This window comes from Uliginosibacterium silvisoli, from assembly GCF_036017035.1.
GTDB lineage: Bacteria > Pseudomonadota > Gammaproteobacteria > Burkholderiales > Rhodocyclaceae > Viridibacterium > Viridibacterium silvisoli.
Window position 1 is genome coordinate 102,461 of sequence record NZ_JAYXHS010000004.1, and the last position, 18,397, is coordinate 120,857.

An 18,397-nucleotide genomic window follows, 5' to 3' on the forward strand; every position below is an offset into this window, starting at 1 on the left:
CAATGACCGAACAGGAGTTCAAGCGACTCATCGCACGTCTTGAACTGGATGCTGACGCAACGCCTGACGCATACCGGATGCGCACCGTGGCGCTCGCCGCACTGGGCTACTTGTACGTGTTCGGTCTGCTGGCCGTGAGCCTCGGTGGCGTCGCCCTGGGCCTGAGCATGGTGACGAGTCATCACACCCTGGTTGGCGGTAAGGTGATGTTCATCTTCGGCGCCTTGAGCGTGCTGGTCGTGCGGGCGCTATGGGTCCGTTTCGATCGCCCGCAAGGTCTGAGGCTCAGCGCGGAGCAAGCGCCAAAGTTGTTCGAGCTGGTCGAGAAAGTACGCCAGAAATGTGGGGGCCCCAAACTGCATGAGGTACTGCTGGTCGATGAGCTCAATGCCGCCATCTGCCAGACGCCGCGACTCGGCCTTTTCGGCTGGTATCGCAATAGCCTGATCATCGGGCTGCCGATGATGCAGGCGCTGAGCGTGTCGCAATTCTCCGCCGTGCTGGCCCACGAATTCGGTCATCTGGTCGGTGCGCACGGCAAGATGGGAGCGTGGGTCTATCGCCTGCGCGCTACCTGGGCGCGCATCCTGCAATCTTTCGACGAGCGCGACTCGGTCATCGATGCCGCGGCGCGTGCTTTCCTGCGTTGGTATATCCCGTACTTCCAGGCCTACAGTTTCGTTCTGGCACGGCAACAGGAGTTCGATGCTGATCGCATTTCGGCCAAAGTGGCGGGGGCGCACAATGCGGCCGATGCCCTGGTCGCGGTGAACCTGCAAGCGCGCTTCCTGCACGAGAGTTACTGGCCGAAAGTGTGGGGGGCCGCGGATCACGCAGCGCAGCCACCGTTGATGCCCTTCTCGGGCATGAGCACGGCTATCAAGCTGGGAGCAGAAGGGACGCAAGCTGCAGACTGGCTGGCGGAGGCGCTGCGCGAGCGTACGGATACGCACGACACGCACCCCTGCCTGCGCGAGCGTCTCGAAGCCTTCGATCACAAAGCGCAGTTGCCGGCAGCCCTCAAGGCGAGTGCCGCGCAGACGCTGCTGCAAGGTTGTCTGCAAGATCTCATCAAGCGTCTCGACAAGGACTGGTGGCTGGCGAGTCGTGAGCGTTGGTCGGAGCGTCACAATGAAGTGCAGGGCGCACGTGCCAGCATTGCGGAGCTGGGCGAGCAGGAGCCACGTGGCATGAGCGCGGCGAATCTGATGCGGCTGGGCATGGCGTACCGCACCCTTGGCGACAAGTCGAACGCGTTGCAGGTGCTGCATCTCGCAGCGGATGCGCATGGCGGTACCGCCGAGGCTGCCTATTTCACCGGCTGCCTGATGCTGGAGGCCGATGACGCTCGCGGCATCCACTATCTGGAGCTGGCCATGACCCGCGATGGCGAGGCAATAGAACCCGCCAACTGGCGCGCGCTGGAGTACTACGAGCGCATTGGCGATGAAGGTCAGGCCAATGTGTATCGCGAACGACTGCAGGCGTTGGCCTGATGTACTCTTGTCGGCCTTCATCACTTTGCAGCCGCTTGCGCGGCAGACATTTCAGGAGACCACTTTGAAATCCAGATTGACCTCGTATGTCCGCGGCACCTTGTGGGCAGTGATTGCCAGTTCTGCGCTGGCCGTTCATGCCGCACCGGAAGCCCTGGCGACGGTGAACGGCAAGGCCATTTCCAGCGTCATCCTGGATGTACTGGTGGCGGATCAAGGCATGCAGGGCAAGCCGCAAGAGGCTGAGTTCCGCAATTACGCGAAGGGGCAACTGATCCAGCGCGAAGTCATGGCACAACAGGCGCAGGCGCTGAAGCTGGACAAGGCGCCTGCTTATCAGGCGCAGCTGCGCGAAATGCAACTGGGCGTGCAGAAGCAGTTCGAGAAGGCGCCGAAGGAACAGCTCGACGCGCGTATTGCATTCAACACGCAAGGCTTGCTGGCGCAGGCCTTCGTCGACAACTTCGAGAAGAAGAATGTGCCGACCGATGCCGCCATGCGCGCAGCGTACAAACGCATCACGCAGGGCAAGGGTGGCACGGAGTACAAGGTGCGACACATCCAGCTCGACTCCGAGGCTGAGGCCAAGGCCGTCATTGGCAAGCTCGTCGCAGGCGCCAGGTTCGACAGCCTGGTCGGCGAGTCAAAGGATCTGGGAAGCAAGGGCGAAGGCGGTGACCTTGGCTGGGTCAAGGTGAGCGCCAAAGGCGATGAAAAGGGCGAGGCTTTTCCTGCCGCGTTCTCCGACGCAGTGCGCAAGCTGGCCGCAGGTGGTTTCACCCGAGAGCCGGTGAAGACAGATGCGGGGTATCACGTGATTCTGGTGGAGGCGGTACGCGAGTTGCCGGTGGGGAGCTACGAGTCCTACCAGGCAGAGATCAGCGACCGCATGAAGCAGGAAGCACTGAGCAAGGAGATCCAGTCCTTGATGCAGAAAGCCAGGATCAGCTAGTGAAGGCCTGTCTCGTCAGCGTATTGATGCAATGAAATCGGGCCCCGCAAGGGGCCCGGTTGTTTCAGCGTCCGTACAGGCGACACAGCCCCGCCAGTCGTTGTGCATGCCAGTCGTGCACCTGCGACCAGTGAAAGCGCCATTCCCAGTAGCCTTCGGCCTTGCCCGGAAAGTTCATGCGTGCCTCGCCACCAAGGCCGAGCACGTCCTGCATGGGATGAACCGCCATGTCGCCCACGCTGGCGCACGCGGCGCGGATGAGATCCCAGTGAATCTCATGGCCGTCGGTGGAGAAGTATTCGCAGACGTGGTGACGTTCCGCATCGCTTGCCTGCGACCACCAGCCAAGTGTCGTGTCGTTGTCATGCGTGCCGGTGTAGACGGTGGTGTCACGGGCGTGATTGTGTGGCAGATAGGCATTGCCGCTGCCTGAACCGAACGCGAACTGATAGATGCGCATGCCGGGAAAACCGCAGTCGATACGGAGGGCGTCGACGTCTGGCGTGATCACCCCAAGGTCTTCCGCAATGACCTTGATTGGCCCGAGCGCGGTGTACACCGCATCGAACAGCGCCTTGCCAGGGCCGGGCATCCAGCGGCCGTTGATGGCCGTTTTCTCCGTTGCAGGAATTTCCCAGTAAGCCGCAAAGCCCCGGAAATGATCGATGCGCACGATGTCGACGAATTCGAAGGTGCGACGGATGCGATCCACCCACCATGCGTAGTTTTCCTTGGCATGCGCCTTCCAGCGGTACAGCGGGTTACCCCAGTGCTGGCCGGTGTCGCTGAAGGCGTCCGGCGGGACGCCGGCGACAACGCTGGGCCGACCTGTTTCATCGAGTTCGAACAGGTCCTGCCGCGCCCATACTTCGGCACTTTGGTAGGCAATGAAGATCGGCGCATCGCCGACGATCTGCACGCCGCGTTGGTTGGCGTACGCCTTCAGGTTCAACCATTGGCGGAAGAAGCACCATTGGCAGAACTTCCAGAATGCAATGCGCTCCGCGTGTTTCTTGCGTGCTGAGCGCAATGCCGCCACACGGCGTTTGGCGAGCGGTTCTTCCCACTGGCTCCACTCCTGCCAGTTGTGCTCGTCGGCGAGTGACATGAAGAGCGCATAGTCTTCCAGCCAGTCCGCGTGGGCAGCGCAGAAGGTGTCGTAGGCTGCTTTTGCTTCGTCCGTACCGCTGTCCGCGAAACGCGCTGCGGCGCGCGCCAGCCGATCCATGCGGTAGGGCACGACCGCTGCGAAGTTGACGCGCTGATCGACAAGCCCGTCGCCGGGTTGCAGGTCCGCCACGTCCAGCCAGCCTTGTTGCTGCAATTCGCCCAGATCGATCAGCAATACATTGCCAGCGAAAGCGGAGCTGCTCATATAGGGCGAATTGCCGGGGCCGATGCCGCCCAAGGGCAGTATCTGCCAGAGCTTCTGCCCTGCTGCGAGCAGCCAGTCTACGAAGTGATAGGCGGCGGGGCCGAAGTCGCCGGAGCCATGCGGGCCCGGCAGGGAGGTTGGGTGTAACAGCACGCCACTGGCGCGGGGAAGTCGCAATTTTCTCTCCGTTGGGTTGGTGTCTTTTACCCGATGCTTCTTGCCTACAACTTTCCTACAACTTGATCACATTCCCGGCTGCCGTGAGTATCACCACGCTGTGTGAGCGCAGCGGGTAACGCACTTCACCCTGGCCATGGAAGTTCGCGTAGCCGCGCGGGTGATCGGTATCGATGAGTGCCTCCCAGACGCCTGCGGGCAACATGAATGGCCGGTCGATGCTGTCGCCATTTACGAGTAGCAATAATGGTGCGCGGGCCCGGCCCGGCTGGCCGATGAGGCAACCGAAGACGCGGGAGTTCGGGTCGCGCCAGGCGGTGCCCTGCAGCAAACTGCCGTCGGAATGTAGCCAGGTCAGGTCATGCAGGCCGAGCGGGTCGGAGAGGCCGCTGTACCAGTGGTTGCCGAACGGCAGTGCCTGGCGCCGCAGTGAAATCAGGCTCGCGCTGAAATTGATGAGATCCTGATCAGCTTGCGACCAGTCGATCCAGGTAATGTCGTTGTCCTGACAGTAAGGGTTGTTGTTGCCATTCTGCGTGTGGCCCAGTTCGTCACCGGCTGCCAGCATGGGCGTGCCCTGGGCAAGCAGGGTGGTGGCGAGGAGGGCTCGCTGGAATTTTCCACGCATGTTCCGTACTGCCGGATCGTCGCTGTGACCTTCCACGCCGCAGTTGTTACTCATGTTGTGGCCGTGGCCGTCGCGGTTGTTCTCGCCGTTGGCCTCGTTGTGACGCTCGTTGTAGCTGACCAGATCGCGTAGCGTGAAGCCATCGTGCGAGACGACGTAGTTCACCGATTCGACCGGCTCGCGGCGACGCGAGTGGTACAGGTCGGAAGAGCCGCACAGGCGCAGCGCCAGGTCGCCGCGTGTGCTGCCGGCATTGAGCCAGAAGCTGCGTGAGGCATCGCGGAAGTGATCGTTCCACTCCAGCCAGCCACGCGGGAAGTTGCCTACCTGGTAGCCGCCGGGGCCGATGTCCCACGGCTCAGCAATCATCTTGACCCGTGACAGCACCGGGTCCTGCGCAATGGCCGTGAAGAACGGGCCGTCCCGGTCGAAGTCGTTCACGCCGCGCCCCATCACCGGGGCCAGGTCGAAGCGGAAACCGTCGACATGCATTTCTTCGACCCAGTAGCGCAGGCTGTCGAGTACGAGCTGCCGTACTTTGGCGTGGTACATGTCCAGCGTGTTGCCGGTGCCTGTGTGGTTCACGTACTGCGACCGCGAGTCGGCGCGCAGGCGGTAGTAGCTGAGATTGTCGAGCCCGCGGAAGCTCAAGGTCGGCCCCGCATCGTCGGACTCGGCAGTGTGGTTGTACACCACGTCGAGGAAGATCTCGATGCCGGCAGCATGCAGGGCCTTGACCATGCTGCGGAACTCGTCGCGTGACGACTGCTCGCCGACGCCCGAAGCGAAGCGTGGATCAACCGCGAAAAACCCGAGTGTGTTGTAGCCCCAGTAGTTGCTGAGCTTCATCTGCACCAGACGTTCTTCGTCGAGGTGGTAATGCACCGGCAGCAAGCTCACGGCATTGATGCCGAGACGTTTCAGGTGTGCGATCGAGGCTTCGTGGCCGAGGCCTGCATAGCTGCCGCGAATCGCTTCCGGCAACTGTGAATTGAGTTTCGAGAAGCCTTTGACGTGCAGCTCGTAGATCACGCTGTCTGCCAGCGGGATGCGCGGCGGCTGATCGTCGCCCCAGTCGAAGTTGTCGGCAACGACGCGTGCCTTGAGCGCTGTCGCAGCGTTGTCACGCGTGTCCATCTCGTGCGGGTTTTCGCGGGCGCCGCCAAAGTGCTCATCGCCCCAGCTGAAGTGGCCGAAGATGTCGCGCGCATACGGGTCGAGCAATAACTTGTTCGGATTGAAGCGCTGGCCATCCTCGATATGCCAGGTGCCGTTGGCTCGCAGCCCATACAGCATGCCCGGGCCAGCGCCTGGCAGGTAGCCGTGCCACACATCCTGGCTACGTGTAGGCAGTTTCAGGCGATGCAGTTCTTCCTGTCCTTGCACGTCGAAGATGCACAGCTCGATGCTTTCTGCGTGAGCCGAGAACACTGCAAAGTTGACGCCCTTGCCATCCCAGCTGGCGCCCATCGGCCAGGGATGGCCGGACAGGAGCTTGGGTTGCGTGACTTCTTCTTCGTGCAGCAATTCAGACAACGGCGTCATCAGGCTTTCCATTCGAACATCAGCGTGGCCAGCGGCGGCACGGTCAGCAGCAAGGAGTGAGGTTTGCCGTGCCAGGGCACATCCTGGCTATTGGCGTGGCCGTACGGCGTGCCGATATTGCTGCCGGCATAGTAGGTCGAGTCAGTGTTCAGGCGCTCAGCGTAGACACCTGCACGTGGCACGCCGACACGATACTGCTCGCGCGGTGCTGGCGTGAAGTTGCAGAGGATCAGCATCATCTGGCCGTTCTTGCCATGGCGAATGAAACTGATCACCGAATTGTCGGCATCGTTGTGGTCTACCCACTCGAAGCCGCCCGGCTCGAAGTCACGTTCATAGAGCGCCGGCATCTCGCGATAGAGATGATTCAGGTCGCGTACGAGGCGCTGCATGCCCTGATGCTCCGAGTACTCGAGGAGGTGCCAGTCCAGGCTCTGGTCGTGGTTCCATTCCTTGCTCTGTGCGAACTCGCAACCCATGAACAGCAGCTTCTTGCCGGGGTGGCCGAACATGAAGCCGTAGTACGCGCGCAGGTTGGCAAACTTCTGCCAGCGGTCGCCGGGCATCTTGTCGAGCAAGGAGCCCTTGCCGTGCACCACTTCGTCATGCGACAGCGGCAACACGAAGTTTTCAGTGAAGGCATACACAAGACCGAAGGTCATCTCGTTCTGGTGATGCTTGCGATGGATAGGGTCACGTGCCATGTACGACAAGGTGTCGTGCATCCAGCCCATGTTCCACTTGTAATGAAAGCCGAGGCCGCCGGAATAGGTCGGGCGCGACACGCCGGGATAGGACGTCGATTCCTCGGCCAGCGTAATGGCCTGCCCGCGCTCGCCACCGATGACTTCGTTCATGCGCTTGAGGAAGGCGATCGCTTCCAGGTTCTCGCGGCCGCCGAAGGCGTTCGGAATCCACTCGCCTTCCTTGCGGCTGTAGTCGCGATAAAGCATGGAGGCGACTGCGTCGACGCGCAGGCCATCGACGTTGTAGCGCTCCAGCCAGAAAAGCGCGTTGGCGACGAGGAAGTTACGCACCTCGGTGCGACCGAAGTTGTAGATCAGTGTGTTCCAGTCCTGATGGAAACCTTCGCGTGGATCGGCGTACTCGTAGAGGTGCGTGCCATCGAAATTCGCCAGGCCATGCGCATCGCTGGGGAAGTGCGCCGGCACCCAGTCGAGCAGCAGGCCGATACCGGCGGCATGGCAGCGATCGACGAAGCGCTGGAAGCCGTGCGGGTCGCCGAAGCGTGCAGTGGGCGAATACAGGCCGATGCTCTGGTAGCCCCAGGAGCCATCGAAAGGATGTTCGCTGACCGGCATCAACTCGAGGTGGGAGAAGCCCATGTCCTGTGCGTAGGGAATGAGCGTATCGGTCAGTTCATCCCAGTCGAGCCAGTCACGTCCCTCGTTCTTGCGGCGCCAGGAGCCGAGGTGCACCTCGTAGATGCTGATCGGCTGATCGAGGCCGTTGGCGCGTTGGCGCTCGGCCGAAGCTGGCACCAGCTCCGGCAGGTGGCTGACGACGCTGGCGGTCGACGGGCGAAGTTCGGATCGCAGCGCATACGGATCGGCCTTCAGCGGCAGGGTGTAGCCATTCGACGCGCGGACCTCGAACTTGTAGCAGGCGCCTTCGAGTACACCGGGCAGGAAGATTTCCCACACGCCGCATTCGCGCCGCAAGCGCATGGCATGGCGGCGGTTGTCCCAGAAGTTGAAGTCGCCGACGACTGCGACGCGCGAGGCGTTAGGGGCCCACACGGCGAAGCTGGTGCCGACCACGCCTTCAAGTTCGCGCTGGCGTGCACCGAGAATTTCGTAGGGGCGCAGATGCGAGCCTTCGCCCAGCAACCAGACATCGGTCTCGCCGAGAATCGGCGGGAAGCGGTAGGGGTCGTCGACGAGCGCTTGTTCGCCGCTTTCCCAGGTCACGCGCAGTTGGTAAGGGAAGCGCTCTGCGGCCTTGAGAGGGCCTTCGAAGAAGCCGTCCTGCCGCAGTCCCAGCTTGCCGCGCAGGCGCCCGGTGCTGGCACTGATGACTTCCACCGCAGTCGCGCCCGGCAGGAAGGCGCGTACCCACAAGACGCCGTCTGCCGCTGCATGCATGCCGAGAACGGCGAAGGGGTCGTTGTGACGCGCCCCGAGAATGAGTTCAAGATCGTTTTTGGAGAGCATGCCGCAAGGTAACCCAGATGCCGCATGTAAGTCATTCGTCAAGTCATTCAGCTTGCTCATGGTGTGGGGCCGGGATGTAGGGCTGCGTTGTTATGGGTGATCTTGCCCTCACCCGGCCTGACGGCCACCCTTACCCATGCTGGGGAGAGGGGACTGCAACGAATGGGGCGAGCTCGAAACACCGCGCCCCGTTTGCTGTTCCCTCTCCCGCTTGCGGGAGAGGGTGGTCCGTCAGGACCGGGTGAGGGCTGCTTGCCAATGCCTGACTCTGCAAATCAGGGCGCGACCGGAATCCCCCATATCTCGTCCGCATACGCGGCGATCGTGCGGTCGGAGGAGAAGGCGCCCATGTTCGCCACGTTGATCATCGAGCGCTTGGCCCATTCGGCCGGCTGGCGATACAGCTCGTCCACCTTGATCTGCGTCGTGACGTAGGACTCGTAGTCGGCCAGCAACATGTAGTGGTCGCCGCCCCACAGCAGTGAGTCGACCAGACCGCGATAGCGACCCGGTTCATCGGGCGAAAACTGGCCGCCGGAGATCGCATCCAGCACTGCCTTCAGGCTCTGGTTGCTTTCGTAGTGGCGCATCGGCTGGTAGCCGCCGCGCTTGAGGGCCAGCACTTCAGGTGTCTTCAAGCCAAAGATGAAGATGTTGTCGTCGCCGACGTTCTCGCGGATCTCGATGTTGGCGCCGTCGTCGGTGCCGATCGTCAGCGCGCCGTTCAAGGCCAGCTTCATGTTGCCGGTACCCGAGGCTTCGGTACCTGCCGTGGAGATCTGCTCGGACAAGTCCGCGCCCGGCATGATGATCTCTGCGACCGACACACCGTAGTTGGGAATGAACACCAGCTTGAGCTTGTCGCCTACACGCGGGTCATTGTTGATGACCGAGCCGACATCGTGGATCAGGCGAATGATGGACTTCGCCGACACATAGCTCGACGCGGCTTTGCCGGCGAAGATCGTCACGCGCGGTACCCAGTCAGCGCTCGGGTCGGCGAGGATGTCCTGATAGCGCGTGATCACGTGCAGCACGTTGAGCAGCTGGCGTTTGTACTCGTGGATGCGCTTGACCTGCACATCGAACAAGCTGTCAGGGCTGACCTTGATGCCAGTCGTTTCAAGGATGTAGGCCGCCAGACGTGCCTTGTTGGCGCGCTTGATCGAGGTGAATTCCTCGCGGAACGCGCTGTTGTCGAGCTGTGCCTCGATCTGCTTGAGCTCATCGAGCTTGGTACGCCACTTGGTGCCGATGGTCTTGTCGAGCAGGGCCGCCAGACCCGGGTTGGCTTGCGACAGCCAGCGACGCGGCGTCACGCCATTCGTCATATTGGTGAAACGGTCCGGCCACAGCGCAGCGAAGTCCGAGAAGATGGTTTGCACCAGCAGGTCGGAGTGCAAGGCCGACACACCGTTCACCTTGTGACTGCCGACGATGGACAGGTTGGCCATGCGCACGCGGCGCTCGCCGCCTTCATCGATCAGCGAGAGACGCGACAGGAAGCCGTTGTCGCCCGGGCGGAACTTGGCCGCCATCTCGAGGAACTCGGCATTGATGCGGAAGATGATTTCCAGATGGCGCGGCAGTACATGCTGCATCAGCGACACCGGCCAGGTTTCCAGCGCCTCTGGCATCAGTGTGTGATTGGTATAGGAGAAGGTGTTCTTGCACAGCGTCCAGGCTTCGGCCCAGGGCATGTTGTGTGCGTCGCAGAGGACACGCATCAACTCGGCGACGGCGATCGCAGGGTGTGTGTCATTGAGGTGCATGGCCACCTTCTCTGACAGGTTCTTGAGCGTGCCATGCTCCAAAATGTGGCGTTGCAGGATGTCCTGCACCGAAGCGGCGACAAAGAAGTATTCCTGCCGCAGGCGCAATTCACGCCCCGCCGGGGTGCTGTCGTTCGGGTACAGCACCCATGAGATGTTTTCGAATTCGTTCTTGACCGTGGCCGCGCGGCCATAGTCGCCGGTGTTGAAGGCATGCAGGTCGAGGTGGGCAGGGGCCACGGCCTTCCACAGGCGCAGCGTGCTGACCTTCTTGGTGGCATGACCGGGGATCACCATGTCATAGGCCTTGGCGACCACCTCGGCGTTGTGGCGCCACACGGCCTTGTCGCCCAGATGCTCTACCCAGCCACCGAAACAGACGGGGAAGCTGATGTCGGCGCGTGGGAATTCCCACGGCGTGCCGTCGGCCAGCCAGGGGTCGGGATACTCGATCTGGGTGCCGCGCACGATGTCCTGCGCGAACATGCCGTATTCGTAGCGGATGCCGTAGCCAAAAGACGGCAAGCCCAGCGTTGCCATGGAGTCGAGGAAGCAGGCGGCGAGGCGGCCGAGACCGCCGTTGCCAAGTGCCGCGTCGGGTTCGCGTGCGGTGATCTCTTCCAGCGTATGTGCGTGTTCGGTAACGCCTTTTGCAGCACCCTCGGTAAGGTTGAGTGCCGCCAGCGCGTTTGACATGGTGCGCCCGATGAGAAACTCCATCGACAGGTAATACACGCGCCGTGCCTTGGTGTCGCGGTCCTTCGACTGGGTGTCGACCCAGCGTTCGGAGAGCTGCGCCCGTGCAACCTGGGCTACGGCTTTCATGAGGTCCGTCTGGGTCGCGTCTTTCGTCGAAACCCCCACGTTTTTCAGCAGTTGCTCGTCAATCGCGGAACGCAGGCTGGTTATTTCTGCAGAAGTGTCCGGGCTCACCTGAGTCTCCTTTGGCTATCACTGGGGTTCGTGTTGCTGCAACGGGTAAGACGATAACAACAGTGTAGCGAATTGGCTCCAGCCTTGATCCTGCGCTGAATCGCGTCGTTGCTCCATGGCCCGTGCAGCAATAGACTTCTGCCCATGCAATTTGCGGGCCTTGTTCGTTACCGCTGGGGTTTGGTTCGTATTGGTTTGCATCGAGTTGCATATTTGCAAAGGCTTCACCAAAGTGGAGCCATGAGGATCACTGGCACCGTAGCTGTGCGCACCTGTTTAGCTCAAGGTGGCACACTAAGTGCTCAAACTGGTGCCTGTAGTGCCGATTTCATAATCACAAGGAAAAAACATCATGGCCGCCCACAATGATCTGGCCCAGAGCCTGGATCTTCCGAAACGCACGGTAGCACTGGTACTCGCCGGTGGACGCGGCAGCCGCTTGAAGAACCTCACCGATCGCCGCGCCAAACCTGCGGTGTATTTCGGTGGCAAGTTCCGCATCGTCGACTTTGCTTTGTCCAATTGCCTCAACTCCGGCATCCGCCGCATCGGCGTCATCACGCAGTACAAGTCGCACAGCCTGTTGCGCCACCTGCAGCGCGGCTGGGCTTTTCTCAAGCCGGAGATGAACGAGTTCATTGATCTGCTGCCGGCACAGCAGCGGACCGAAGACGAGCGCTGGTACAGCGGTACGGCGGACGCGGTCTATCAGAACCAGGACATTCTTGCGAGCTACCGTGCCGACTACGTGCTGGTGCTGGCGGGCGACCACATCTACAAGCAGAACTATGCGTTGATGATTGCCGACCACGTGGCCAAGGGGCGTGAGTGCACCGTCGGCTGCATTGCCGTGCCGCGTGCCGAGGCGACTGCGTTCGGGGTCATGGCGGTCGATGAGAACAACAACATCACCGATTTCGTCGAGAAGCCTGCTGATCCGCCGGCAATGCCCGACAACCCGGATATGTCCCTGGCCAGCATGGGCATCTACGTTTTCAACGCGCGCTATCTCTACAAGGAGCTCGAGCGCGACATGGCGGACCCGAATTCCAGCCATGACTTCGGCAAGGACATCATTCCGCGCGCCGTGGCGAATGGTCTTGCTGCGGCTCACCCTTTCTCCCTCAGCTGCGTGCGCAACCGTTCGGGCGAAGCGCCGTACTGGCGCGATGTCGGAACCATCGACGCCTACTGGGACGCCAATATCGACCTGACGGCAACCGAGCCGCAGCTCAATATGTATGACACGCGCTGGCCGATCTGGAGTTACCAGGCGCAGCTGCCACCGGCCAAATTCGTGCACAACGAGCCGGGTCGCCGCGGCATGGCCGTGGAGTCGCTGGTCTCGGGAGGCTGCATTGTCTCCGGCGAGGTCGTGCGCTCGCTGCTGTTCAATACCGTGCGTGTGCATTCGCATGCAGTCGTAAGCTGGTCGGTGCTCTTGCCCAGCGTGCAGATCGGACGTGGCGCGCGTGTGACGCGTGCCGTGATCGATCGTGATTGCGTGATTCCTGATGGGATGGTCATCGGTGAAGATGCCGAACTCGACGCCAAGCGCTTCTATCGCACGGAGAGTGGTATCACGCTCGTGACGCGCGACATGCTCAAAGCATTGCAGTCGTAAAGGGCCGGCAATGAAGGTTCTGCATGTAGCAGCGGAGGTCTTCCCGCTTGTGAAGACCGGTGGACTCGCGGACGTCGTTGGCGCATTGCCGCAGGCTCTCATTGCACAAGGCGCCGACGTGCGTCTGTTGTTGCCTGGGCTGCCTGCCATCGCCGACGCGGTGCTGTCGTCGAAGAAGGTCTGTGAGATCGGCAGCGTATTCGGAGCAGGGCGCGTTACCCTACGGCGCGCGCAGTTGCCCTACAGCCATGTGCCGGTCTATGTAATCGACGCACCATACCTCTATCGTCGCGGTGGTAGCCCCTATCAGGCCAGCGACGGGACGGAATGGGCCGATAATCTGCAGCGTTTTGCTTTGCTGGGCTGGATTGCCGCGCATCTGGCAGCAGGGGAGCTGGACACGACGTGGACGCCCGACGTCGTGCACGCCCACGACTGGCATGCTGCCATGGCCTGCGCGTACATGGACAGTCATCCGCCGACTACGGCTGCGTCGGTGTTTACGGTCCACAACCTGGCGTTTCAGGGCATCTTCCCGCAGACGGACTTTCATCTGCTCGGTTTGCAATCGCGCTTCATGGCACCACAGGCATTGGAGTTCCATAGCCAGTTGTCATTCATGAAGGCGGGGCTCAAGTTTGCGGATCGCGTCACGACCGTGAGTCCGACCTATGCGGCGGAAATCGCCACGCCGGAATTCGGCTGCGGGCTTGAAGGTGTCATTCGCGGCCGCGGCAAGGATGTGTCGGGGATTCTCAACGGCGTGGATGGGGTGGTGTGGAATCCTGAGAAGGATCTGGGGCTGGCGCGCTGCTACACGATCGAGGAGCTCGATGGCAAGGCGCTCTGCAAGCGCGCTTTGCAGGAAGAGATGAAGCTGGAAGTGCGTAGCGATGCACCGCTGTTCGGCGTGGTCAGTCGCCTGACTTCGCAGAAAGGGCTCGACCTGGTACTTGCCGCACTGCCTGCAGTACTCAAGCGTGGCGGTCAGCTCGTTCTGCAAGGCAACGGTGAGCCCACGCTGGAAGAGGCTTTCCGCGCGGCTGCGTTGCAGTTTCCACGGCAGGTGGCCGTGAAGATCGCGTACGACGAGGCCCTGGCTCATCGCATCATCGCCGGTGCCGATGCCTTGCTCGTGCCATCACGCTTCGAGCCATGCGGCCTGACACAGCTTTACGCGTTGCGTTACGGGACTTTGCCGGTTGTGCGGCATGTTGGCGGTCTGGTCGATACCGTTGTCGATGCGAATGACGCAACACTGACCGCCGACAAGGCTACCGGCTTCATGTTTGACGCCGCTACCGGCGCTGCGCTGGAGCAGACGCTCGAGCGCACCATGACGCTCTACGAGAAAAGTCCCGCGCAGTGGCAGCAGATGATGCGACGCGCGATGCGCCAGGAGTTCTCCTGGGACGTCGCGGCGAAGTCATATCTGGACCTGTATCAGGGATTGGTCAAGGCGGCTTAGGCGGCTTGGGCTTCGGACAGCGGCGCACCTGCAGGGGCTGCGCCGCTGTCTTGCCTTGAGGAGTTGATTGCGGGCCACAAATGCGAAAGGGATGTGCCGTTAAGCATTTCCTGTCTGGGAATTAAGTATAACGTGGCACGTTTTCGTATGGATCAAGGGGCTGAGCGCCCATCGTGATTAAGCATAAGCTGGCCGAACGACACGAAATAAAGCATAAGTTGGCCAAGGAAAAACTCCCTTTGTGGACAGGAGTTTTTCGTCTGCAAAGGTCTCAATTGAGTATCAAACACTGCCAATGTCGGAGGACCGGCGGAACATCTGTCTGACATTCCAGAGGAAATCTCAATTCCGGGCGAGTTGCTCCGGCATCAGCAACTTGAACTCTCGTCGGTCTTCCTGGAACGAGTTTGCCCGTTGCATGACATCGATGACCTCTTCCAGGTTGCCATAGTTGAACGCCGTGCCCCACTTGGCGATGTAACCGAGCGCGGCAATCATGGGTGCCGGATTGTCCCCACGGCTCAGAGCCCGTTGGGCGTCTACGTATTCGTCATGAAAAAGCGTCGGGATGATGATTCGGCATTTGCCGCAACGGGATAATTCGGCATTCATCAGCAGTCGAGACAGTCGACCGTTACCGTCTGAGAACGGGTGGATCTCCGAGACCAGAAAAGCCCAGTAAATTGCCCGAGGCAGTCCTTCTGGCACGCTATTGGCAAGCTTGACGCCTTCAAGCAATGTCCCTCGCACGAAGGCCGGTTCGGTAAATCGTGTTGTGCCCGCGAAATTGACCTCGGTCTTGAATTCACCGGGACTTACCTCGGGTCGATTTTCCAGCATCTGACGATGCCTCTCACGCAGGCCATCGAGGATGTCGACCGCAGTAGGCAGGACTGCGCGATATCTTGAATCCAATATCATCTGAAACACAGCCTGAATGTCGTGAGAGTCCTTCGGACGATTCTGGACAATCTTGTTGTGAAGAGCGATTTCCTCTGCTTCTTTAATGGAGAAGCGCGTTCCCTCAACGAAGTTCGAGAAGTAACTCTCTAAGAAAGCGAAATGCGTTCGACTGGGGTCGGTGGCTGCAACATCGTTTAGGTCCGGCAGTGGGGTAGCTCGCAACGCGTCTGCCAAGATGGTGAAGCGGCCCAGCCGTTCTTTGTCTGCAGGTGTGCCGCTGGCAACGAGGGCACCATGTCTGGTAACAAGTGAGCCCTTGGCATAAGTGCCGAGCAAGGCACCTATTATCTGGTTCAATGTCTCAAAACGATCTTGCGCGCCTAAGGGATCGGTCAAGGCACGCGCTTCGTCCCGAATCGCATTGAGTGCTCGCTCTCCCGACGCATTCAAGATCTCGATGAGTTTTTCCTCAACGCCCGCACGGCCCGTCGTGCGAGGATTGGCCTTTAAGACGCGACCGAGGTTTTCCAGTAACTGCCGAGGACGGGACGACCAGTAGAGCCCACTCGTGCCGAGCGGAAAATCGCCAGGCAGTGGCCCTGGTCCGGGCAGGAAGACCGCCGTGACGCCCGGCAGCCTGACTTTTGTATTGAACCTCGTTGGATGGCTAAGCGTGATTTCGTTGCCTGGGGTGATGCCACTGCTGATCGCGGACAAGTGAGAGATCACGGCCCCCGGCGCAATGTGCCCTAAAATGAATTGCCAGTGGCGGCGAGTGAGAAGTGCTACCGGCCCCAACTCGTCCGACGCCCTTTTCTCAGGATCGACAGCATTGACATAGACCCCCGCAGCCACGCGCGTTATCGCGCCCGAACGCGCCAGCTTTTGGGCGCGGCGCCCTTCCGTGGGCTCCAATGGGATCCAGACGTCCGGGATATCGGGCTGTGGCTTTGTTCGCTTTAACGCTAAGTTAGCCATCGTCCGGCCTATTTTAGGTAACTTAAACGCTAACTATAGTCGCATTGATGTATGTTTGTCGCTAATTTAGGGCTGTCGAGCCTAGATTGCCGCGTACCCTCAATGCAGAATGTGCGAGAGCTGCGCCGCCGATCCAAAAGGCCTGCTCACATATCCATCTTCCAGCTGTTGCGAAAATGCTTTCGGCGAGTCCACTCGGCGAACCGTGGCGCGCTTCGCGTGCGGGAGGCGAAGTCCATTCAGCGATTGAATGGCGTCTCAGACGTTACAGGCTCTTGCTATCGCTTTTTGCTAGACTGTCTTAAGGCGTAGGAGGGGAATATGAAACTCTTTGGTTGGATGTACAGCAAACTTGCACGGCGTGACGACTCAAAATCGACGCCAAGCACGACCGCGGGCATCAATCTCTATTTGCCCAGACCGCCTGCCTTCTCTGGGTTTAAATACACGGTCGAGGAAGCGATAACAATGTCCAAACGCTGGCACACCGGAAATCCCCCGCTCGCTCCCCGACACAGATAGCCGCTAACGTCACAGGCTGCTGCTAGTTGCTGTTGCCCATGTCCGATCCGCCGTAGGGGACGAGCGTGGCATCGATCCTATCGAGCCATCAAGCCTTGATACTCGGCTCCAACCTCAAGGCCGTAGCTTCGCCGCGCAGTCGAAACAGAAGAGCATTACGAGACCCGCGAGAGAGCGCACTCAATGCCTCAAATACGATGGATACCCTGCAAGCCCAACCGGCCAACGGGCATCCCCGTCTTCAACTAATTGCGAAAAAGCCCTTGGCCGGCCGACCCATCGGACCGTGATATTGCCGCTACGTCCATCAGGCAGGCTCGACAGCCAGGCAGTGAGCGTGTGCGTCAGCTCTGGCGACGATGAGCCCGCGCCAATTTGCGCACCAGGTGGCTGGTATGACACGAAAGGCACGCTGTACGTGTACAAGCCTGGCTTGACGGCAATCGCCGGACAATCCTCTGCACGGATGAAAGGCATGGATGCCTCTCCCCGGATGTACTGTCTCATTCGTCGAGGAGCCTCAATCAACTGATGAAGCGTCAGTCCTTGGCGGCAGGTATCCGAAAGCAGGACAGGCAACATATTGCTCCAACCACCGGTGCCTGGCATTGCCAGGTTGGCATGCAGAGTAGCGTTCAGTCGGATCAGATTTAGCCCGCCTGTTGGCACCTCAATTAACTGCCGACCGATTTTCGCTACCTGCAACACAGCAGGCAACGCCCATAGCCGCAGTACGGCTCCGTCCGGCAGCGCATGGATGCTGATGGCTCTCTCAAGAGTCCGATACAGCAGGGGGTGAAAGTGCGGAGGAAGGCCCGTCAACAACTGACTGATGTCATGGCTGGCATTCAAGACGAGACCTTGAATCCGCGTAGCAGCCTCAGTCAGCGCTGCTTCGAACTCAATCTCGTCGCAAGCGTTCGACAACCTTGTGAGCTCTGCATGAAGATCGCTCATGCTAGAACGATAGCATTCGCTGCGATGGCGCAGAAGTCCAGCTTCTGTGGCGGCCATTGAAGGCGCCACATGCCAAGGCGGTTCAAGATTTTGATGGCGTGCTCCACACGTCAAAGACGCATAGCAGAATCGACTACTTGCGCACTAGCGAGGTTGAGCGACCTGGTGGTCGTTTGTCCCATGCGACGATAACGAGAGACTTTGGGCCTACTTGCTTTTCTTTAGTGAGGACGCGCTGCGAGTCAGCATCGCCACTACGGACGGATTTGCCTGCTCGAGACGGTCTATCTCAACTTGGTAGTCATAGAGTCGATGCAGGCTCAGGGCAACCGCGCTGGACCTTGAGAACCCACCCTCGCAGTGGATGACAATCGTGTGTATCGATTCCGGCAGGCTCTCGACGAATCCCAGGATGAGCGCTGCCTGATCAGCCGTAAATGCGCCGGACATCTTCTCCTTCGCTCTGTTTGAGAGGTCTGGATTTAAGAAGTCGACATCTTCGAACTGCAGTCGCAGCAAGAAATCGAATCCTTCGAGAGATGCAGGTGGTCGAGCGGGGGCCGTAATGGACACCACCGCAACGGCCGGCAGGCGTGGTAACTGTTCCGCCTCGGCGCGAGATACAGCAAAAACCCGTCGCCCCTTGCCCAATGCGGGCCGGTACAGGCTGCTGATAACGCTCTTCAATCGCGGTGACATGTATTCGGCGCCTCTAACTCTCCTTGTGCCAATGATACGTCGACCTGCCGGGGCTGCCGTAGTCGAACTTACTGCGTGATCTGCCGGGAAGGGATCACAGCTTCAGGCGATTTTCTGCCTTATGCAAGGCAGATCGGCAGGTCATCCGCCAATCCGGGCATTCGGGAGTCAGGTTTTCAATGGCGGCAATTGGC

The 18,397-nt window shown here is 60.3% G+C and carries 11 protein-coding genes; 4 read left to right on the top strand and 7 right to left on the bottom strand.

What is annotated here, in order from left to right:
- Nucleotides 1-2: 2 nt before the first annotated feature.
- On the top strand, nucleotides 3-1,496 hold the full coding sequence (locus VVD49_RS18450; RefSeq protein ID WP_327600694.1) for a M48 family metalloprotease: 1,494 nt from the start codon (nucleotides 3-5) through the stop codon (nucleotides 1,494-1,496).
- 64 nt (nucleotides 1,497-1,560) lie between these two features.
- Nucleotides 1,561-2,448: a peptidylprolyl isomerase gene (locus VVD49_RS18455; RefSeq protein ID WP_327600695.1), complete on the top strand. Its 888-nt coding sequence runs from the start codon at nucleotides 1,561-1,563 to the stop codon at nucleotides 2,446-2,448.
- Between the two features lie 64 nt (nucleotides 2,449-2,512).
- Here VVD49_RS18455 and malQ read toward each other — a convergent pair whose 3' ends face one another.
- The 4 genes from malQ to VVD49_RS18475 form a co-directional block, all read right to left on the bottom strand.
- On the bottom strand, nucleotides 2,513-4,000 hold the full coding sequence (malQ, locus tag VVD49_RS18460; RefSeq protein WP_327600696.1) for a 4-alpha-glucanotransferase: 1,488 nt from the start codon (nucleotides 3,998-4,000) through the stop codon (nucleotides 2,513-2,515).
- 55 nt (nucleotides 4,001-4,055) lie between these two features.
- Nucleotides 4,056-6,173: a glycogen debranching protein GlgX gene (gene glgX / locus VVD49_RS18465; protein ID WP_327600697.1), complete on the bottom strand. Its 2,118-nt coding sequence runs from the start codon at nucleotides 6,171-6,173 to the stop codon at nucleotides 4,056-4,058.
- Nucleotides 6,173-8,347, bottom strand: a complete 2,175-nt coding sequence (glgB, locus tag VVD49_RS18470; RefSeq protein WP_327600698.1) for a 1,4-alpha-glucan branching protein GlgB — start codon at nucleotides 8,345-8,347, stop codon at nucleotides 6,173-6,175. The genes glgX and glgB overlap by 1 nt, the downstream gene beginning before the upstream one ends.
- Before the next feature lie 275 nt (nucleotides 8,348-8,622).
- Nucleotides 8,623-11,052 carry a glycogen/starch/alpha-glucan phosphorylase gene (locus VVD49_RS18475; protein WP_327600699.1) on the bottom strand — a complete coding sequence of 810 codons (2,430 nt, stop codon included), beginning with the start codon at nucleotides 11,050-11,052 and terminating at the stop codon, nucleotides 8,623-8,625.
- A gap of 352 nt (nucleotides 11,053-11,404) precedes the next feature.
- Between VVD49_RS18475 and glgC the strand changes: the two genes are divergently transcribed.
- Both glgC and glgA read left to right on the top strand, forming a co-directional pair.
- On the top strand, nucleotides 11,405-12,676 hold the full coding sequence (gene glgC, locus VVD49_RS18480) for a glucose-1-phosphate adenylyltransferase (protein WP_327600700.1): 1,272 nt from the start codon (nucleotides 11,405-11,407) through the stop codon (nucleotides 12,674-12,676).
- A 10-nt stretch (nucleotides 12,677-12,686) separates the two neighbouring features.
- Entirely contained in the window at nucleotides 12,687-14,144 is a 1,458-nt protein-coding gene (glgA, locus tag VVD49_RS18485; protein WP_327600701.1) for a glycogen synthase GlgA, read from the top strand.
- A gap of 342 nt (nucleotides 14,145-14,486) precedes the next feature.
- Here the strand turns inward: glgA and VVD49_RS18490 are convergent, their stop codons facing one another.
- The 3 genes from VVD49_RS18490 to VVD49_RS18500 all read right to left on the bottom strand — a co-directional run bounded on the left by VVD49_RS18490 (nucleotide 14,487) and on the right by VVD49_RS18500 (nucleotide 18,203).
- Nucleotides 14,487-16,025: a Fic family protein gene (locus tag VVD49_RS18490; RefSeq protein ID WP_327600702.1), complete on the bottom strand. Its 1,539-nt coding sequence runs from the start codon at nucleotides 16,023-16,025 to the stop codon at nucleotides 14,487-14,489.
- A 702-nt stretch (nucleotides 16,026-16,727) separates the two neighbouring features.
- The gene (locus VVD49_RS18495) at nucleotides 16,728-17,561 is read right to left on the bottom strand and encodes a hypothetical protein (RefSeq protein WP_327600703.1); all 834 of its coding nucleotides are present in this window, start codon (nucleotides 17,559-17,561) and stop codon (nucleotides 16,728-16,730) included.
- 150 nt (nucleotides 17,562-17,711) lie between these two features.
- Entirely contained in the window at nucleotides 17,712-18,203 is a 492-nt protein-coding gene (locus VVD49_RS18500; RefSeq protein ID WP_327600704.1) for a hypothetical protein, read from the bottom strand.
- Nucleotides 18,204-18,397 lie beyond the last annotated feature (194 nt).